Genomic DNA, 18847 nt, shown 5'->3' with positions numbered 1-18847 from the left:
ATCGCAAGCGAGCCAAAGCAATGACTTCAGGAGCCCAAATCTCTCGCCATCCGCGTCGGCCGCTGCGCCGACCCGGTTGCGCGCAACAGCCGGAACTTCGCACCAGCTCCGCCGCCTGGCTCGAAGGCGTGCTGTCGATGTTCGAGGCCGAGGGGCTCGACGTGCCGTCGCTGCTGCGCGATGCCGGCTTCGAACCCGACTCGCTGCTGCGCCAGAACGCCCGCATCCCGGTCGACGAGATCACCGTGCTCTGGCAGCTCGCGCTGGCGCGCGCCGGCAAGACCACGCTGGGCCTGCACCGCGACCTGGCCGCCACGCACAGCAAGCTGGGCACGGTCGGCCATGCGATGGCCTGCAGCCCCGACCTGGGCGCCGCGCTGGTGCGGCTGACGCGCTACATGGCGGTGATCTCGGATGCGACCGCCTTCTCGCTGCAGTCCGACACGCGCGGCTGCTGGCTGGTGATGTCGCACAACGGCGGCAGCCTGCCGATCCCGCGCCAGCGCGTCGAGTACGCGCTGCTGACCACGCTGATGCAATGCCAGTGGCTCACGCGGCGCGAACTGCAGCCGCTGGCCATGGAGTTCGTCTACCCGACCCCGGCCAGCGACCGGCTGCACCGCGAGGCCTTCGGCTGCGACGTGGGCTTCAACGCGGTCGCCAACCGCATGCTGCTGTCGGAAGCCGACATGACCATGCCGCTGCCCACCCACCACCCGGCGCTGGGCCAGATGCAGGAACACCTGCTGGACGACCAGTTGAACCTGCTGGGCCAGACCACCACCAGCACCCTGGTGTGCGCCGAGATCGCGCGCCGCCTGCAGCAGGGCGAGCCGCGCCGCCAGGACGTGGCCGCCGGCCTCGGGCTGGCCGAGCGCACGCTGCAGCGCCGGCTGCAGGAGGAATCGGTGTCCTACCAGTCGCTGCTCGACCGCACGCGCCGCGAGCTGGCACAGCAGTACCTGGCCGAAGACCGCCACACGCTGACCGACGTGGCCGACCTGCTGGGCTTCGTCGACAGCAGCAACTTCTTCCGCGCCTGCAAGCGCTGGTTCGGCCTGCCGCCCGCGCAGTACCGGGCACGGATCTGGCACACGCCGTCGCTGAGCCATTGACCGTCCCAGGGCCGGGGATGGCCCGCTCGGCCAGGGGTTTCGCGCTCTGCCGGACAATCCGGTCATGAGCCTGCTTGCCGAAGACCTCGAGGTTGCCGACCTGGGATTGCGCTGGAAACCCGGCTTCACCACCCTGGGTCCCGCCTTTTTCACCGCCCTGCGCCCCACCCCCCTGCCCGCGCCCTACTGGGTCGGCCACAGCGACGCGGTGGCGCGCGAACTCGGCCTGCCCGCCGAATGGCGACAGTCGGAGCGCACCCTCGCGGCCCTGACCGGCAGCCTGCCGATCGCCGGCACCCAGCCCTACGCCACGGTCTACAGCGGCCACCAGTTCGGTGTCTGGGCCGGCCAGCTGGGCGACGGCCGCGCGATCGCGATCGGCGAGGCCGAGGGCGGACTCGAGGTGCAGCTCAAGGGCGCGGGCCGCACGCCCTACTCGCGCGGCGGCGACGGCCGCGCCGTGCTGCGCTCGAGCATCCGCGAATTCCTCTGCAGCGAAGCCATGCACGGCCTGGGCATCCCGACCACCCGCGCGCTCAGCGTGACCGGCTCCGACCAACCCGTGCGCCGTGAAGCGTTGGAGACCGCTGCCGTCGTAGCGCGGGTCGCACCCAGCTTCATCCGCTTCGGCCACTTCGAGCATTTCGCGGCCGCCGAGCGCATCGACGAGCTGCGCGCGCTGGCCGACCACGTGATCGACCGCCATTACCCGGCCTGCCGCCACACCGAGCGCTTCGGCGGCAACGCCTACGCAGCCTTCCTCGAGGCCGTGAGCGAACGCACGGCCGCGCTGCTGGCCCGCTGGCAGGCGGTGGGCTTCTGCCACGGCGTGATGAACACCGACAACATGAGCATCCTCGGGCTCACCATCGACTACGGCCCGTTCCAGTTCCTCGACGGCTTCGACCCGGCCCACATCTGCAACCACAGCGACACGCAAGGCCGCTACGCCTTCAACCAGCAGCCCAACGTGGCCTACTGGAACCTGTTCTGCCTGGCCCAGGCGCTGCTGCCGCTGATCGGCGACCAGGAACTGGCGATCGCCGCGCTCGAGTCGTACAAGACGGTCTTCCCGCGCGAGTTCGACGCCCGCATGGGCGCCAAGCTGGGCCTTTCCGATGCCGGCGAAGCCGACCGGCCACTGGTCGACGGCGTGCTGCGGGTGCTGGCCGCCGAGCGGACGGACTGGACGATCTTCTGGCGCCGCCTGTCCGACGCCATGGCCACGGGCGACCTGCAGCCGGTGCGCGACCTGTTCGTCGACCCGGCGGGCATCGACGCCTGGCTCGCCACCTTCACGCAACGGCACGCGGGCCTGCCCTCGGCGGCAGCCGCCACGACCATGCACGCCGCCAATCCCAAATTCGTGCTGCGGAACCACCTGGGCCAGCAGGCGATCGAATTGGCCGCGGCCAAGGACTTCTCGGGGGTCGCCACCTTGCTGAAACTGCTCGAAACCCCATTTGAAGAACACGCCGGCCACGACGCCTATGCCGGATTCCCGCCCGACTGGGCCTCCACGATCGAAATCAGCTGCTCCTCATGACCTCCCCTTCCACCCCCAAGATCCAGAAGACCGATGCCGAATGGAAGGCGCTGCTGGCCGAGAAAGGCGCCGAGAAAGGCGCCTTCGAGGTCACGCGCCATGCCGCGACCGAGCGCCCCTTCACCGGCAAGTACGAAGCCCACTGGGACGACGGCACCTACCACTGCGTGTGCTGCGGCGCCAAGCTGTTCGAGGCCGCGACCAAGTTCGACGCCGGCTGCGGCTGGCCCAGCTTCTCCGAAGAAGCCGTGCCCGGCGCCATCACCAACATCGTCGACCGCTCGCACGGCATGACGCGCACCGAGAATGTCTGCACCCAGTGCGGCGCCCACCTCGGCCATGTGTTTCCGGATGGCCCCACGCCGACCGGGTTACGCTACTGCATGAATTCGGCGTCGCTGGATTTCGAACCCCGCAAGGACTGACGCCTCCCCGCTCCGCATGAAACTGATCCTCGACTTCTTCCCCATCCTGCTGTTCTTCGGCGCCTACAAGCTGGCCGACATCTATGTCGCGACCGCGGTGCTGATGGGCGCCACCGTGCTGCAGATGGTCATCACCTATGCCATCGAGCGCAAGCTGCAGACCATGCAGAAGGCGACGCTGGTGTTGATCCTGCTGTTCGGCACGCTGACGCTGGTGCTGCACGACGACCGCTTCATCAAGTGGAAGCCGACCGTGCTGTACGGCGCGATGGCGATCGCGCTGGCCGTGGCGCTGTGGGGCTTCCGCAAGAACTTCCTGCAGGCCATGCTGGGCGCACAGCTGCAACTGCCGCAACGCATCTGGACCCACCTCAACATCGCCTGGATCGGCTACTGCCTGTTCATGGCGGTCATCAACGGCTACGTCGCGCTGTACTTCAGCACCGAGGCCTGGGTCAACTTCAAGCTCTGGGGCTACGCCTTCCCGATCGTGTTCCTGATCGCGCAGGGGCTCTACATCGCACCCCACCTGAAATCCGAAGACACGCCCGCCGCATGACGCTCTACACCGCCGCCCAGCTGGACGCGGTGCTGCGCGAGAAGCTGCAGCCCACCACCCTCGAAGTGATCGACGAAAGCGCCGCGCATGCGGGCCATGCGGGCGCCGGCGCCGAGGGCTACGGGACCCATTTCAGGGTCCGCATCGCCAGCCCCGAATTCGCCGGAAAGCCCCGCGTGGCGCGGCATCGGCTTGTGTATGATGCGCTGCACTTTTTCATCGCCGAGGGCGTTCACGCCATCGCCATCGAAACGCTCTGAGCCGCACGATTTCCTTCGCGGACCGCCCTCTCCTACGGCGGCACGAGACACCCCCTTTCACCACTGCGCTTTGCGCGATCTCACCCTGCGAGTCCTAAGGACCATTCCATGAAACAACCTACCCTGAAGACCCTGGCAGCAGCCCTCGTGCTGAGCGCAGCTTCCGTTGGCGCGTTTGCGCAAAACGTGGCGATCGTCAACGGCAAAGCCGTGCCCAAGGCCCGCATGGAAGTGCTGGCCCAGCAGTTGGCTGCCGCGGGCCGTCCCGTGACGCCGGAAATGGAACCGCAGCTGCGCGAGGAAGTCATCGCCCGCGAAGTGTTCATGCAGGAAGCCCAGAAGCAGAGCCTGGACGCCAGCGACGACTACAAGAGCCAGCTCGAACTCGCCCGCCAGGCCATCCTGATCCGCGCCCTGTTCGACAACTACCGCAAGACCCATCCGGTGACCGATGCCGACGTGCAGGCCGAATACGACAAGTTCGTGGCGGCCAACGGCGGCAAGGAATACAAGGCGCGCCACATCCTGGTGGAGACCGAAGACGAAGCCAAGAAGATCATCGCCGACCTGAAGAAGGGCGCGAAGTTCGAGGACATCGCCAAGAAGCAGAGCAAGGATCCGGGATCGGGTGCCAACGGTGGCGACCTCGACTGGGCCAACCCCGCGAGCTTCGTGCCCGAATTCTCGGAAGCCATGATCAAGCTGGGCAAGGGCGAGACCACGCCGGCCCCGATCAAGTCGCAGTTCGGCTACCACATCATCCGCGTCGACGACATCCGCCAGGCCGAGTTGCCGAAGATCGACGAAGTCAAACCGCAGATCACGCAGCAGCTGCAGCAGCAACGCCTGCAGAAGTATCAAGAAGAGCTGCGCGCCAAGGCAAAGATCGAGTGATCGACGGCTGAGCTCGTGTAAAAGGCGGCCTCGTGCCGCCTTTTCTTTTTTTCGATCCGCGAGGCCCCATGAGAATTTCCATTTCCCGCCTGGCCGGCGTGGCGCTTTGGGCGCTGCTGAACGTTTCCGTCGGCGCCCAGCCCGCACCGGAGCGCTGGCAAGCGCTCGAAGGCATGCAGTTCGGCCGCGAGGTGCGGGGCATCTATGTCGATCGCCGCGGGCTGGTGGAAGTCCAGAACCACAACACCGACGACGACCGCGCCTACCCGGCCGTGCTGGTGCTGGTCGACATGGAGAAGGAACGCGAGGCCGGCCTGCTGGGCAGCTACCGCTCGCTGGCCTACCTGGTGGCCATCGACTGCCGCGGCCGCCGCGCCCAGAACGTGCAGAGCCGGCTCTACGCGCAGAACGGTGGCGTCGAGCGCACCGCGATCATGGGCACGCTGTCGATGTGGTCGTGGGACCCGAAGCAGGCCACCGACCCGCGCATGGCGCGGCCGCTGCTGCAGCGCTATTGCTGAGCGCCGCGTTCAGCCCCAGACGACGGAACGCATCGAGATGGACGCCGACTGGAAGTCGGCGTTGAAGAAGCGTGGCGCTTCCTTGCCCGCATCGACCGCTCCGGCTGCATAGAGCAGCGGCAGGTAGTGCTCGTGCGTCGGGTGCGCCTGCTGCGCCACGGCGCCCAGCGACTGGAAGCGCGGCAGCGACGCCAGATCGCCCTTCTCCAGTTGCTCGGTCACGATGCGATCGAAGGCATGGGCCCAGTCGTAGGCCTGGTCCGGCGCGGTGCCGCGGCGCGTCACGCGCAGGTTGTGCACCAGGTTGCCGCTGCCCACGATCAGCACGCCGCGCTCGCGCAAGGCCTTGAGTTGCCGGCCCATCATCGCGTGCTCGGCCGGCGTGCGGCTGTAGTCCATGCTCAGCTGCACCACCGGAATCTGCGCCTGCGGGAACATCGGCTTGAGCACCGACCAGGTGCCGTGGTCGAAGCCCCACTCCTCGCGATCGAGCCCCAGGGCCGTGCCGCCGACCGGCTGGCGCACGAACTGCGCGATCTCCGCGGCAGCGGCAGGTGAGCCGGGGGCGGGAAACTGCTGGTCGAACACTTCCTGCGGGAAGCCGCCGAAGTCGTGGATCGTCTTGGGCTTCGCCATCGCGGTGAGGAACCAGCCGCCCTGCGTGAGCCAGTGGGCCGACACGCACAGGATCAGTTGTGGCGTCGGATACCTGCGGCCGAACTCCGCGCCCAGCGCCTGCCAGCTGCGCCGGTAGGCGTTGTCGCCGATCGCATTCATCGGACTGCCATGGCCGACGAACAGCACCGGCATGCGCGGCGATGGCTTCAATGCAAGGAAAGGCTCGGCCGACAGCGCGTCGGCCAGCGGAAGAACGGCACCCAGGGCCCCCACGAAGTCACGGCGATTCAGCATCGGGTGATCATCGAGGCCGCCGGGGGCATGCGCAGTGCGCCAGCGCACACGAATCGATGGCAGCCTGGCGTGGGGTCAGCCCACCCACTTGCGCGCATTGCGCCAGATCTGCATCCACGGGCTCCAACCGCTCTTGTCTTCCGAGGTCCAGCTCATCTGGATGTTGCGGAACACGCGCTCCGGATGGGGCATGACGGCAGTGAAGCGGCCGTCCGCGGTCGTGACCGAGGTCAGGCCGCCCGCGCTGCCGTTCGGGTTGAACGGGTACTGCTCGGTCGGCTGGCCGTGGTTGTCGACGTAGCGCATGGCCGCGATGGCCTTCGTCGCGTCGCCGCGGTGCTTGAAGTTGGCATAGCCCTCGCCGTGCGCCACCGCGATCGGCAGGCGGCTGCCGGCGAGGCCGCCGAAGAAGATGCTGGGCGACTCCAGCACCTCGACCATCGCCAGCCGCGCCTCGAAGCGCTCGCTCTGGTTGGTGGTGAAGCGCGGCCAGGCTTCGGCACCCGGGATGATGTCGGCCAGCTCGGCGAACATCTGGCAGCCGTTGCACACGCCCAGGCCGAAGGTGTCGGCACGGCCGAAGAAGGCCTGGAACTGTTCCGAGAGCTTGGGGTTGAAGGTGATGCTGCGTGCCCAGCCGATGCCCGCGCCCAGCGTGTCGCCGTAGCTGAAGCCGCCGCAGGCGACCACGCCCTTGAAATCGGCCAGGTCGGCACGGCCGGTCTGCAGGTCGGTCATGTGCACGTCGAAGGCCTCGAAACCGGCCTCGGTGAAGGCATAGGCCATCTCGACATGCGAGTTGACGCCCTGCTCGCGCAGGATCGCGACCTTGGGACGCGACTGCAGGATGGCCGGCGCGGCCGGTTGTGCGTTCGGCAGGAACACGTGCAGGCCCGGGTTCGAGGGCTCGCCCGCGGCGGCGTGCTCGGCATCGGCGCAGGCCGGGTTGTCGCGCTCGCGCGCGATCTTCCAGCTCACCGAGTCCCAGACCTGGTGCAGGTCGTGCAGCGTCGCGCTGAACACCGACTTGGCATCGCGCCAGACTTCGATCTTGCCCTTGCCGACCTCGAGCGGCGAGCTGGCCGGCCGGGTCTTGCCGACGAAATGGCTGTGGGCGCTCAGCCCGTGGGCGCGCAGCAGTTGCATGACTTCGTTGCGCTCGGCCGTGCGCACCTGCAGCACCATGCCCAGCTCTTCGCTGAACAGGGCCTTGAGCGTGAGTTCCTCGCGCCGCGCGCTGACCTGCTGGGCCCAGTTCTTGGCGTCGCCGGTTTCCATGCGGCTGTCGGAGATGCCGTCGCCTTCGGTGACCAGCATGTCGACGTTGAGCGCCACGCCGACCTGGCCCGCAAAGGCCATCTCGCAGGTGGCCGCGAACAGGCCGCCGTCGCTGCGGTCGTGCAGCGCGAGGATCTTGCCCTCGGCGCGCAGCAGGTTCACCGCCTTGACCAGGTTCACGAGGTCTTCGGGATGGTCGAGGTCGGGCACGGTGTCGCCGCTCTGGCCCAGGGTCTGCGCCAGGATGCTGCCCGCCATGCGGTGCCGGCCGCGGCCCAGGTCGATCAGCACCAGCGTGGTGTCGGCCTCGTCGCGGTCGAGTTGCGGCGTGAGCGTGCCCCGCACATCGGCCAGCGTGGCGAAGGCGGTGACGATCAGGCTCACCGGCGAGCTGACCTTCTTCTTCTCGGCGCCGTCCGACCACTGCGTGCGCATCGACAGCGAATCCTTGCCCACCGGGATCGAGATGCCCAGTGCCGGACACAGCTCGAGGCCGACCGCCTTCACGGTCTCGTAGAGCGCGGCGTCCTCGCCGGCTTCGCCGCAGGCCGCCATCCAGTTGGCCGAGAGCTTGACGCGCGAGAGCTCGATCGGCGCGGCCAGCAGGTTGGTGATGGCCTCGGCCACCGCCATGCGGCCCGAGGCCGGCGCGTCGAGCGCGGCCAGCGGCGTGCGCTCGCCCATGCTCATGGCCTCGCCCCCGAAGCCGCTGTAGTCGGCCAGCGTGACCGCGCAATCGGCCACCGGCACCTGCCACGGGCCGACCATCTGGTCGCGGTGGCTGAGGCCGCCGACGGTGCGGTCGCCGATGGTGATCAGGAAGCGCTTCGAGGCCACGGTCGGGTGCGAGAGCACGTCGATCGCGGCCTTCTGCAGCGACACGCCGGTCAGGTCGAGCGGCTTGAACTTGCGCGCGACGGTCTTCACGTCGCGCAGCATCTTGGGCGGCTTGCCCAAAAGGACGTCCATCGGCATGTCGACGGGCTGGGCGCCTGCGCCCTCGTCCGCCACCAGCAGCTGGCGCGCCTCCGTCGCCACGCCCACCACCGAGAACGGGCAGCGCTCCCGATCGCAGAAGGCCTTGAACTGTTCGAGCGACTCGGGCGCGATGGCCAGCACGTAGCGCTCCTGGCTCTCGTTGCACCAGATTTCCTTGGGCGCCATGCCCGACTCTTCCAGCGGCACCGCGCGCAGGTCGAAGCGCGCGCCGCGGCCGGCGTCGTTGGTGAGTTCGGGGAAGGCGTTGCTCAGGCCGCCCGCACCCACGTCGTGGATCGCCAGGATCGGGTTGGCCGCGCCCTGCTGCCAGCAGTGGTTGATGACCTCCTGCGCACGGCGCTCGATCTCGGGGTTGCCGCGCTGCACCGAGTCGAAGTCGAGCTCGGCCGCGTTGGCGCCGGTGGCCATCGAGCTGGCGGCGCTGCCGCCCATGCCGATGCGCATGCCGGGGCCGCCCAGCTGGATCAGCAGCGAGCCCGCGGGGAACAGGATCTTCTTCGTCTGCGTGGCGTCGATGCTGCCGAGGCCGCCCGCGATCATGATGGGCTTGTGGTAGCCGCGCTGCACGGTGTCGGCATCGCTTTCAATCGCCTGCTCGTACTCGCGGAAGTAGCCCAGCAGGTTGGGCCGGCCGAATTCGTTGTTGAAGGCGGCGCCGCCCAGCGGACCCTCGGTCATGATCTGCAGCGGGCTCGCGATGTGGGCGGGCTTGCCGTAGTGACCCTCTTCCGGCCAGAGCTTGGACACGGTGAAGCCGGTCAGGCCGGCCTTGGGCTTGGAGCCGCGGCCGGTCGCGCCCTCGTCGCGGATCTCGCCGCCGGCGCCGGTCGAGGCACCGGGGAAGGGCGAGATGGCGGTCGGGTGGTTGTGCGTCTCGACCTTCATCAGCACGTGGCTCAGCGCGCTTTCCTTGTCGTAGCGCGCGCCGTTCGCGTCGGTGCGGGCCACGAAGCGCTCGATCTGCTGGCCTTCCATGATCGACGCGTTGTCGGCGTAGGCCACCACGGTGTGCTGGGGGTTCTGCTTCTCGGTGTGGCGGATCATGCCGAACAGGCTGATCGGTTGCTGCTGGCCGTCGATCACGAAGTCGGCGTTGAAGATCTTGTGGCGGCAATGCTCGCTGTTGGCTTGGGCGAACATCATGAGCTCGACGTCGCTGGGGTTGCGCCCGAGCCTGGTGAAGGCCTCGACCAGGTAGTCGATCTCGTCCTCGGCCAGCGCCAGGCCGAAAGTGGTGTTGGCCGAGACCAGGGCCGCGCGACCGCCGCCCAGCACGTCGACCTGCACCATCGGCTGCGCATCGAGCTCGGCGAACAGCGCGGCGGCGCCGTCGAGCGCGGGCAGCACCGATTCGGTCATGCGGTCGTGCAGCAGGCCGGCCACCGCCAGCAGCTTCTCGCCTTCGAGCACCGGGGCCTTGCCGATCAGCGGCGACTTCAGGCTCAGGTGGTACTGCACGACGCGCTCGACGCGGCGCAGCGCCAGGCCGCAGTTGTGGGCGATGTCGGTGGCCTTGGACGCCCAGGGCGACACGGTGCCGAGGCGCGGCGTGACGACCAGTTCGGTCGCGCTCCTGGGCGCCGCGAAGGGCTCGCCATAGCTCAGCAGGGCCGCGAAGCGCTCGCGCGCGGCGGTATCGGGCGCGGCATCGGTCACGACCAGGTGGACGAAGCGGGCCGCGAGGGCCTCGATCTTCGGTTCGATGGCCTGCAGCCGGGGCAGCAGCTGGCGCGCGCGGAAGTCGCTGAGTGCGCTGCCGCCCTCGAACACGGTCACGACGGGTTGGGCGGTGTGGGAAGGCTGCGTCACGGTCGGATGGGCTGGCGGGGCCGGCTGGGCTGGTTGTGAAAGAAGAAAGAACGAAAAGCGCACCGGAGAGCCGCTGACTGGGGCCGTCGGTGGAAACCCGGAATTTTAGCCGCCGGCCCGCACCATCGGCCGGCCAGAGGTCATGCATGCGCCCGCCAGCCCGCCGCGATGCCGGATGGGATAATTGGGCCATGAGCATTACCTATCACGACGCGGCAGGCATTGCGGCCATGCGCGCAGTCGGCCGCCTGACCTCGGAGGTGCTGGACTACCTCACCCCGTTCATCAAGCCCGGCATCACCACCAACGAAATCGACCGCCTCGCCTCGGAGTACATGGTCGGCCAAGGCACCACCTCGGCCACGGTCGGCTACCTGGGCGCGAGTTCGGTGCCCTTCCCCAAGTCGCTGTGTACCTCGGTCAACCACGTGGTGTGCCACGGCATCCCGAACGACAAGCCCCTGAAGAAGGGCGACATCATGAACATCGATGTCACCGTCATCAAGGACGGCTGGTTCGGCGACAACAGCCGGATGTTCGTGATCGGCGACGCCTCGATCGCGGCCAGGCGGCTGTGCTCGGTGACCTACGAGGCGATGTGGCACGGCATCCTGCAGGTGCGCCCCGGCGCGCACCTGGGCGACGTCGGCCACGCGATCCAGAAGTTCGCCGAAGCCCAGGGCTATTCGGTGGTGCGCGAGTTCTGCGGCCACGGCGTGGGCCAGAAGTTCCACGAAGAGCCGCAGGTGCTGCACTACGGCCGCCCGGGCACCATGGAAGAACTCAAGCCCGGCATGATCTTCACCATCGAGCCGATGATCAACGCCGGCAAGCGCGACATCAAGGAAGACGCCAAGGGCGGCAACTACGACGGCTGGACCATCGTCACCCGCGACCATTCGCTGTCGGCCCAGTGGGAGCACAGCGTGCTGGTGACCGAGACCGGCTACGAGGTGCTGACGCTGTCGGCGGGCAGCCCGCCGCTGCCGTCCTTCGTGACCGCGACGGCCACCTGATCGACCGGGAGACGCCCACGTGATCGAAGTCGCCAACACGGTCGACGTGGCGTCCTTGCGCGAAGCCCATCGCGCACAGAAGCTCGCGCTGTTCGACACGCTGCGCCATGGCCATGCGCCCACGCGCAGCGTCCACGCCACGCTGCGCCAGTTCTCGGCGCTCGCCGACGAAACGCTGACCACGCTCTGGGACGATGCCGGCTTCGGCAACGACCTGGCGCTGGTGGCGGTCGGCGGCTTCGGCCGCGGCGAGCTGTTCCCCTACTCCGACGTCGACGTGCTGCTGCTGCTGCCGGAGGTGCATGCCTCGAACGTCGACCCGACGCGGCTCGAGGCCTTCATCGGCCGCTGCTGGGACGCGGGGCTGGAGATCGGCTCCAGCGTGCGCACGCTGGAGGAATGCCTGGACGAGGCGGCCAAGGACGTCACGGTCCAGACCTCGCTGCTCGAATCGCGCCTGATCACCGGCGACAAGAAGCTCTACACGGCCTTCCGCAAGCGCTTCTGCGCGGCCATCGACCCGCAGGCCTTCTTCACGGCCAAGTCGCAGGAGATGCGGCACCGCCACCAGAAGTTCGACGACACGCCCTACGCGCTCGAACCCAACTGCAAGGAATCGCCGGGCGGCCTGCGCGACCTGCAGACCGTGCTCTGGATGACCAAGGCCGCGGGTTTCGGCAAGCGCTGGGAAGACCTGGCGAAGAACGGCCTGGCGACCGCTTTCGAGGTCCAGCAGATCAAGCGCAACGAGGCGCTGCTGAGCCTGATCCGCGCACGCCTGCACGTCACGGCCAACCGGCGCGAGGACCGGCTGGTGTTCGACCTGCAGACGGCCGTGGCCGCCACCTTCGGCTACGAGGCCCTGTCGCAGCGCAAGGCCAGCGAGGCGCTGATGCGCCGCTACTACTGGGCCGCCAAGGCGGTCACGCAGCTCAGCCAGATCCTGCTGCTCAACATCGGCGAACGGCTCAAGCCGCAGGCCGAGGAACCGACGCCCATCAACGAGCGCTTCTTCGAGAAGGCCGGGATGATCGAGGTCGCAAGCGACGACCTGTACCTCAAGCATCCGCACGCGGTCCTCGAGACCTTCCTGCTCTACCAGAAGACCATCGGCGTGAAGGGCCTGTCGGCACGCACGCTGCGCGCGCTCTACAACGCGCGTTCGGTGATGGACGCCAAGTTCCGCAACGACCCGGCGAACCACGCGACCTTCATGCGCATCCTGCAGCAGCCGCGCGGCATCACGCACGCGTTCCGGCTGATGAACCAGACCTCGGTGCTGGGGCGCTACCTGCGCCCCTTCCGCGACATCGTGGGCCAGATGCAGCACGACCTGTTCCACGTCTACACGGTCGACCAGCACATCCTGATGGTGCTGCGCAACGTGCGGCGCTTCTTCATCGCCGAGCATGCGCACGAGTACCCCTTCTGCTCGCAGCTCGCGGCCGGCTGGGACAAGCCCTGGATGCTCTACGTGGCGGCGCTGTTCCACGACATCGCCAAGGGCCGCGGCGGCGACCATTCGACGCTGGGTGCACGCGACGTGCAGCGCTTCTGCCGGCTGCACGCGGTGAGCCGCGAAGACAGCAAGCTGATCGAGTTCCTGGTCACCGAGCACCTGACCATGAGCACGGTGGCGCAGAAGCAGGACCTGAGCGACCCCGAGGTGATCGCCGCCTTCGCCAAGCGCGTGGGCAGCGAGCGCTACCTGACCGCGCTGTACCTGCTGACCATCGCCGACATCCGCGGCACCTCGCCGCGCGTGTGGAACGCCTGGAAGGGCAAGCTGCTGGAGGACCTCTACCGCGCCACCTCGCGCGCGCTGGGCGGCCACCTGCCCGACCCCGACGCCGAGATCGAGGCCCGCAAGCGCGAGGCGCTGGTGCAGCTCGCCTTGCATGCCATGCCCTTCGAGGTGCACAAGGGCCTGTGGGAGACGCTGGACGTGGGCTACTTCATGCGCCACGACGCCTCGGAGATCGCCTGGCACACCAAGCAGCTGTCGCGTCACGTGCCGCACAAGGGCGTGCCGGTCGACCCCAAGGCCGCGCCGATCGTGCGGGCCCGGCTCTCGCCCGTGGGCGAGGGCCTGCAGGTGGTGGTCTACACGCCCGACCAGCGCGATCTGTTCGCGCGCATCTGCGGCTACTTCGACCAGTCCTCGTTCAGCATTCTCGACGCCAAGATCCACACCGCGACCAACGGCTACGCGCTCGACACCTTCCAGATCGTCACGGCCTATGCGCCCGAGCACTACCGCGACCTGATCAGCATGGTCGAGACCGGCCTGACCAAGACGCTGGCCGAGGCCGGCGCGCTGCCGGCGCCGAGCATGGGCCGGGTGTCGCGCCGCGTGCGCAGCTTCCCGATCCAGCCGCGCATCAGCCTGATCCCCGACGACAAGGCCCAGCGCTGGCTGCTGAGCATCTCGGCCAGCGACCGCGCGGGCCTGCTCTACGCGGTGGCGCGCGTGCTGGCCCGGCACCAGCTGAACCTGCAGCTGGCCAAGGTCACGACCCTGGGCGAACGGGTGGAAGACACCTTCCTGCTCAGCGGACCCGAGCTGCAGGGGCAGCGCGCCCAGCTCGCGATCGAGACCGAGCTGATCGAGGCCCTTTCGGCCTAGCGCGGCCGGCTACCGGTTGCCCGCGCCCAGCCGCCGCTCGAGCCAGGCGCTGTAGCGCGACAGGCCGAAGCACATCACCCAGTACACCAGCGCGAGGAACAGGTAGCCCTCGAGGTAGAAGGGCCGCCAGGTCGGGTCGCCGCCCAGCGCCAGGCCCAGCGCGCCGGTGAGCTCGAACAGGCCGACCACAGTGACCAGCGAGGTGTCCTTGAGCGTGCCCACCACGTTGTTGGTCAGCGCCGGCACCACCAGCCGCAGTGCCTGCGGCAGCACGATGTCGCGCTGCACCGGCCAGCGGCCGAAGCCCAGCGCCACCGCGGCATCGGTCTGGCCGCGCGGCACGGCCTGCAGGCCGCCGCGGATGATCTCGGCCAGGTAGGCCGCGACGAACAGCGACAGGCCCGCGAGCACGCGCACCAGCACGTCGGGCTGCCAGCCCGCGGGCCACAGCAGCGGCAGCAGGAAGGACGCCATGAACAGCACCGAGATCAGCGGCACGCCGCGCACCAGTTCGATGTAGGTGGCGCACAGCGCCCGCGCCGCGGGCCATTGCGAGCGCCGCCCGAGCGCGAGCAGCAGTGCCAGCGGGAAGGCCATCGCGAGGCCGACCACCGCCAGGCCGATGGTCAGCGGCAGGCCGCCCCAGCGGTTGGTCGGCACGTAGGCCAGGCCGGCCACGCCGCCGCGCATCAGCACCACGAACAGTGCCAGCGCCAGCACCCACAGCGGCAGCAGCCACCAGCGCCAGCTGCGCGGCCAGGCGCTCAACAAGGTGACGGCCGAGAGCACCACGACGGCCACGGCCGGCCGCCATTGCGCCTCGTAGGGATAGCGGCCGAACAGCATCGGCCGCCACTTCTCGGCCACCACGCCCCAGCAGGCGCCATGGCGCACCGCGCGGCAGGCCTCGGCGTCGGCACGGAACACCGCATGCAGCACGGCCCATTCGAAGGCATGCAGGGCCGCCCAGCCGATCGCGAGCAGCAGCAGCACCGAGGCCAGCGCACGCCAGGGCGAGCCGAACAGCTCGGCGGTCCAGCGCTTCGAGGCGCTGGCGAGCGGCGGCGGTGCCGTGCTCATTGCCAGCCCCGCAAGGCGACGCGCGCGTTGTAGAAATTCATCGCGGCGGAGATGGCCAGCGACAGCAGCAGGTAGACGAGCATCACGACCGCGATGCATTCGAAGGCGCGGCCGGTGGCATTGAGCGAGGTGTTGGCCACCGAGACCAGCTCGGGGTAGCCCACCGCCACCGCCAGCGAGGAGTTCTTGGTCAGGCTCAGCAGCTGGTTGGTCAGCGAGGGCACGATCACGCGCAGCGCCTGCGGCAGCACCACGATGCGCAGCTGCTGGCCGGACGACAGGCCCAGCGCCTGCGCCGCGAGCTTCTGCCCCGACGACACCGAGGCGATGCCCGCGCGCACGATCTCGGCCACGAAGGCCGCGGTGTAGAGCGCGAGCGCGCCCACCACCGCCAGGTACTCGGGGCTCAGCGCCGCGCCGCCCGTGACGTTGAAGCCGCCCTGCTCGGGCCAGTCGAGCCCGCTGGGCCAGAACGCGCCCGGCTCGCGCAGCGGCCAGGGCAGCGCGAGCCCGCCCTTGCTGAGCCAGACGCCCGGCAGCAGCTCGATCGCTTCCATCGAGTCCGGCAGCAGCTGGGTCAGCGCGAAGTACAGCATCAGCATCTGCACCAGCAGCGGCACGTTGCGCACGGTGTCGACGTAGGTCGCGCACAGGCCGCGCAGCAGCGCATGCGGCGCCAGCCGGCCGATGCCCAGCAGCGTGCCGAAGGCCACGGCGATCAGCGCGGCCGGCACCGCCGCGCGCACGGTGTTGATCAGGCCCGCGAGGAAGGCGCGCCAGAAGGGCTGGCCCGAATCGAAATCGAGCCAGCCTTCGGAGATGTCGAAGCCGGCCGACTGCAGCAGGAAATCGAAACCCGAACGCACGCCGCGCGCGCGCAGGGTCTCGAGCGCGTGGTGCACGAGCCAGAAGGCGCCCCCCGCCACCGCGGCGATCAGCAGAAGCTGCAAGGCGCGCCCGCGCCAGACGGCACGGCGGGATGCCGGCACGAAATCACTCATCCGGTCAGAGCCCGTCCAGATGGCTCAGGCGGCCCGACGCGATCACCGGACCGGCAGCGCGTACAGAAGGCCGCCCTTGTTCCAGAGGTTGTTCGCACCGCGCGGCAGCTTGAGCACCGACTTCGGACCGACGTTGCGCTCGAAGATCTCGCCGTAGTTGCCCACGGCCTTGATCGCGCGGTAGGACCAGTCCTTGTCCAGGCCCAGGAGCTTGCCCAGGTCGTCGCCCGTGCCCACGAGCCGCTGCTGCGCCGGGTCCTTGCTGCTGCGCTTGAGCTCGTCGATGTTGGCCTGGGTGATGCCGGCCTCCTCGGCCTCGATCAGCGCGTTGGGCACCCACTTGACGATCGCGAACCACTCGTCGTCGCCGCGGCGCACCAGGGGTGCGAGCGGTTCCTTGGAGATCAGCTCGGGCAGGATGATGTAGTCGTCGGGGTTCGGCGCTTCCTTGTTGCGCAGGCCGGCCAGCGCCGAAGTGTCGGTGGTGAAGGCCTGGCAGCGGCCCGCGAAGAAGGCCTTGAAGGACGCCTCGAAGCTCTCGAACACGACGGTCTTGACCGGAATGCCCTGGGCTTTCGACCAGTCGGCCACGTTCTTCTCGTTGGTGGTGCCCGACTGGGTGCAGATGGTCGCGCCCTTGAGCTGCTTGGCGCTCGTGACCTTGATCTTCTTGGGCACCAGGAAGCCCTGGCCGTCGTAGTAGTTGATGGTGGTGAAGTGGAAGCCCAGCGAGGCGTCGCGCGTGAGGTTCCAGGTCGTGTTGCGCGCCAGGATGTCGACTTCGCCGGCCTGCAGCGCCGAGAAGCGCTGCTGCGAATTCAGCGGCACGAACTCGACCTTCTTCGCGTCGCCCAGCACGGCGGCGGCGACGGCGCGGCAGGTGTCGACGTCCAGGCCCGACCAGTTGCCTTGGGTGTCGGGTGCCGAGAAGCCGGCCACGCCGTTGGTGACGCCGCACTTGACGCTGCCGCGCTGCTTGACGGTGTCGAGCACCTTGCCGGCGAAGGCGGGCGCGGCGCTGGCCAGCGCAAGGGTGGAGGCCAGGACGGCCAGGGCGGGGCGAAACGTTTTGTTCATGGGCATGGATTCCTCGAAAGACGGCCCGCGCAGTTTACGGGGCGGCCGGCGTCCGTGCAGATGCAGGGGCGTCGACGCACGTGTTGTGCGCAACGGCGCGAACTTGGCCCACAATGCGGCCCTCTTGGCTTGAAAGGACTTTTGACATGACCCGTTCCGACGACACCGGAAAACTCGTCCTGCGCCTGGCGCTGGGCATCCTGATCCTGCTGCACGGCATTTCCAAGCTCAGCACGGGCGTCAGCGGCGTGGGTGGCATGCTGGCCTCGCACGGCCTGCCCTCGGCGCTGGCCTATCTGGTCTACATCGGAGAGATCGTCGCGCCCGCGCTGGTGATCATCGGCCTCTATACCCGCCCAGCCGCGCTGATCATCGTGATCAACATGCTGGTGGCACTCTGGCTGGTGCACACGGCCGACCTGTTCGCGCTCGGCAAGAGCGGCGGCTGGGCGCTCGAACTGCAGGGCATGTTCCTGTTCGGCGCGGTCGCGGTGGCCTTCCTGGGCGCGGGTCGCCTGAGCGTGGGCGGCGCCGCAGGCAAGTACAACTGAGCCGGCCGCGGGTTCTCGATCAGTCGTCGTCGGACGCGTCGAGCCCCGGGAACAACACCTCGGTGAAACCGAAGCGCGTGAAGTCGCGCACCCGCATCGGGTAGAGCTTGCCCAGCAGGTGATCGACTTCGTGCTGCACCACGCGTGCGTGGAAGCCGCTCACCGTGCGGTCGACCGGGTCGCCGTACAGGTCGAAGCCGGTGTAGCGGATGTTCGCGAAGCGCGGCACCACGCCACGCAGGCCGGGCACCGACAGGCAGCCCTCCCAGCCCTCGTCCTCTTCATCGCCCAGCGGCGTGATCACCGGGTTGAGCAGCACCGTGCGCGGCACCACCGGCGCGTCGGGATAGCGGGGATTGGCCTCGCCGGAGCCGAAGATCACGATCTGCTGGTCGACCCCGATCTGCGGTGCGGCCAGGCCGGCCCCGTTGACCGCATGCATGGTCTCGAACATGTCGCGCACCAGCAGGTGCAGTTCGTCGGTGTCGAAGGCGGCCACGGGCTGGGCGACGCGCAAGAGGCGCGGATCGCCCATCTTCAGGATGTCTCGAACGGTCACTGTCGGTCTATCGCTTTTCAAGGCTCAGTTGTTGTACTGGCCATTGGGTTGCACCACCGACGGACCAGGGATGACCTGAGGATAGCCCGAGGACGGCGCCGGCCGGTTCGGACGCACGACCGGCGGACGCGGATCGGGACGGTTCGGCCGGTCCACGTTCTGCGGCGGCCGGTTCGGCGGGCGGTTGTAGCCCGGACGGCCGTTGTCGCCGCGATCGCGGTCACGGTAGTCACCCCGGTAGTCGGGCCGACGATAGTAGCCGCCGCCGTTCACATAGACCGGAGGCTGCTGGATGATGACCGGGGCCGCGCCGGGGTAGTAGCCGCCCTCATAGGCGTTGTAGCCGCCGCCATAGCCGTACGCATTGCCGCTGTAGCCGCCGCTGCTGTAGCCGCCGCCGTCGTAATAGGTGCCCGCGGGATAGGCCGCGCATCCGGCCAGCACCACCACGGCGCTCAGGCCCAGGCCCATGACCAACCGACGCATGTTCATCTTCATAGCAATCTCCTTCTTTCAACGCCATTCGGCGCCAAAAATACATTCTGCTGACGTCCCTCACGCAAACCCCGGTAACACCGCGTAAGTCCGCCCGGCAAAAACCGTCGAAGCCGTGCAAGGT

Annotated in this window: 17 protein-coding genes; 10 read left to right on the top strand and 7 right to left on the bottom strand. The window is 68.6% G+C overall.

Annotation, left to right across the window (positions count from 1 at the left end):
* Window positions 1–20: 20 nt before the first annotated feature.
* From K0H49_RS29780 to K0H49_RS29750, 7 genes are all read left to right on the top strand, one after another.
* Window positions 21–1115: an AraC family transcriptional regulator gene (locus tag K0H49_RS29780; protein ID WP_219220518.1), complete on the top strand. Its 1095-nt coding sequence runs from the start codon at window positions 21–23 to the stop codon at window positions 1113–1115.
* Window positions 1116–1179: 64 nt separating this feature from the next.
* Window positions 1180–2661 carry a protein adenylyltransferase SelO gene (locus K0H49_RS29775; RefSeq protein WP_219220516.1) on the top strand — a complete coding sequence of 494 codons (1482 nt, stop codon included), beginning with the start codon at window positions 1180–1182 and terminating at the stop codon, window positions 2659–2661.
* Window positions 2658–3086: a peptide-methionine (R)-S-oxide reductase MsrB gene (msrB, locus tag K0H49_RS29770; protein WP_219220515.1), complete on the top strand. Its 429-nt coding sequence runs from the start codon at window positions 2658–2660 to the stop codon at window positions 3084–3086. The genes K0H49_RS29775 and msrB overlap by 4 nt, the downstream gene beginning before the upstream one ends.
* A 16-nt stretch (window positions 3087–3102) precedes the next feature.
* Complete coding sequence (locus tag K0H49_RS29765) at window positions 3103–3645, top strand: septation protein A (RefSeq protein WP_219220513.1); 543 nt, start codon at window positions 3103–3105, stop codon at window positions 3643–3645.
* On the top strand, window positions 3642–3905 hold the full coding sequence (locus K0H49_RS29760; protein WP_183029330.1) for a BolA family protein: 264 nt from the start codon (window positions 3642–3644) through the stop codon (window positions 3903–3905). Before K0H49_RS29765 ends, K0H49_RS29760 begins: the two co-directional genes overlap by 4 nt.
* 108 nt (window positions 3906–4013) lie before the next feature.
* Complete coding sequence (locus K0H49_RS29755; protein WP_219220511.1) at window positions 4014–4799, top strand: foldase protein PrsA; 786 nt, start codon at window positions 4014–4016, stop codon at window positions 4797–4799.
* A 68-nt stretch (window positions 4800–4867) separates the two neighbouring features.
* Window positions 4868–5320: a hypothetical protein gene (locus K0H49_RS29750; RefSeq protein WP_219220509.1), complete on the top strand. Its 453-nt coding sequence runs from the start codon at window positions 4868–4870 to the stop codon at window positions 5318–5320.
* Window positions 5321–5329: 9 nt separating this feature from the next.
* On the opposite strand, the gene ygiD is transcribed toward K0H49_RS29750, so the two are convergent.
* The gene (gene ygiD / locus K0H49_RS29745; RefSeq protein ID WP_219220506.1) at window positions 5330–6232 is read right to left on the bottom strand and encodes a 4,5-DOPA dioxygenase extradiol; all 903 of its coding nucleotides are present in this window, start codon (window positions 6230–6232) and stop codon (window positions 5330–5332) included.
* A 75-nt stretch (window positions 6233–6307) separates the two neighbouring features.
* Window positions 6308–10318 (bottom strand): phosphoribosylformylglycinamidine synthase, encoded by a 4011-nt coding sequence (purL, locus tag K0H49_RS29740; protein ID WP_219220504.1) that lies wholly within the window; start codon window positions 10316–10318, stop codon window positions 6308–6310.
* Window positions 10319–10509: 191 nt separating this feature from the next.
* Here purL and map point away from each other — a divergent pair, with 191 nt between their 5' ends.
* Complete coding sequence (gene map / locus K0H49_RS29735; RefSeq protein ID WP_219220502.1) at window positions 10510–11334, top strand: type I methionyl aminopeptidase; 825 nt, start codon at window positions 10510–10512, stop codon at window positions 11332–11334.
* A 19-nt stretch (window positions 11335–11353) separates the two neighbouring features.
* Complete coding sequence (locus K0H49_RS29730; protein ID WP_219220500.1) at window positions 11354–13960, top strand: [protein-PII] uridylyltransferase; 2607 nt, start codon at window positions 11354–11356, stop codon at window positions 13958–13960.
* 9 nt (window positions 13961–13969) lie between these two features.
* Here K0H49_RS29730 and K0H49_RS29725 read toward each other — a convergent pair whose 3' ends face one another.
* From K0H49_RS29725 to K0H49_RS29715, 3 genes are read right to left on the bottom strand one after another with little or no spacing between them, the layout of a single operon-like run.
* A complete protein-coding gene (locus K0H49_RS29725) occupies window positions 13970–15040 on the bottom strand; it encodes an amino acid ABC transporter permease (protein WP_219220498.1) in 1071 nt (356 codons plus the stop codon).
* The gene (locus K0H49_RS29720; protein WP_374122446.1) at window positions 15037–16029 is read right to left on the bottom strand and encodes an amino acid ABC transporter permease; all 993 of its coding nucleotides are present in this window, start codon (window positions 16027–16029) and stop codon (window positions 15037–15039) included. The genes K0H49_RS29725 and K0H49_RS29720 overlap by 4 nt, the downstream gene beginning before the upstream one ends.
* 54 nt (window positions 16030–16083) lie before the next feature.
* On the bottom strand, window positions 16084–17118 hold the full coding sequence (locus K0H49_RS29715) for an amino acid ABC transporter substrate-binding protein (RefSeq protein WP_219220493.1): 1035 nt from the start codon (window positions 17116–17118) through the stop codon (window positions 16084–16086).
* Between the two features lie 146 nt (window positions 17119–17264).
* Here K0H49_RS29715 and K0H49_RS29710 point away from each other — a divergent pair, with 146 nt between their 5' ends.
* On the top strand, window positions 17265–17669 hold the full coding sequence (locus tag K0H49_RS29710) for a DoxX family protein (RefSeq protein WP_219220492.1): 405 nt from the start codon (window positions 17265–17267) through the stop codon (window positions 17667–17669).
* 19 nt (window positions 17670–17688) lie between these two features.
* Here the strand turns inward: K0H49_RS29710 and def are convergent, their stop codons facing one another.
* Together def and K0H49_RS29700 are read right to left on the bottom strand one after the other, a co-directional pair.
* A complete protein-coding gene (gene def, locus K0H49_RS29705; protein WP_219220490.1) occupies window positions 17689–18228 on the bottom strand; it encodes a peptide deformylase in 540 nt (179 codons plus the stop codon).
* Between the two features lie 24 nt (window positions 18229–18252).
* The gene (locus K0H49_RS29700) at window positions 18253–18726 is read right to left on the bottom strand and encodes a hypothetical protein (RefSeq protein ID WP_219220488.1); all 474 of its coding nucleotides are present in this window, start codon (window positions 18724–18726) and stop codon (window positions 18253–18255) included.
* Between the last annotated feature and the right edge of the window lie 121 nt (window positions 18727–18847).

Source organism: Variovorax boronicumulans (assembly GCF_019352895.1).
GTDB classification, from domain to species: domain Bacteria; phylum Pseudomonadota; class Gammaproteobacteria; order Burkholderiales; family Burkholderiaceae_C; genus Variovorax; species Variovorax boronicumulans_A.
The sequence above is the reverse complement of the archived record's forward strand: the minus strand, read 5'-3'. Positions and strand labels throughout refer to the sequence as shown.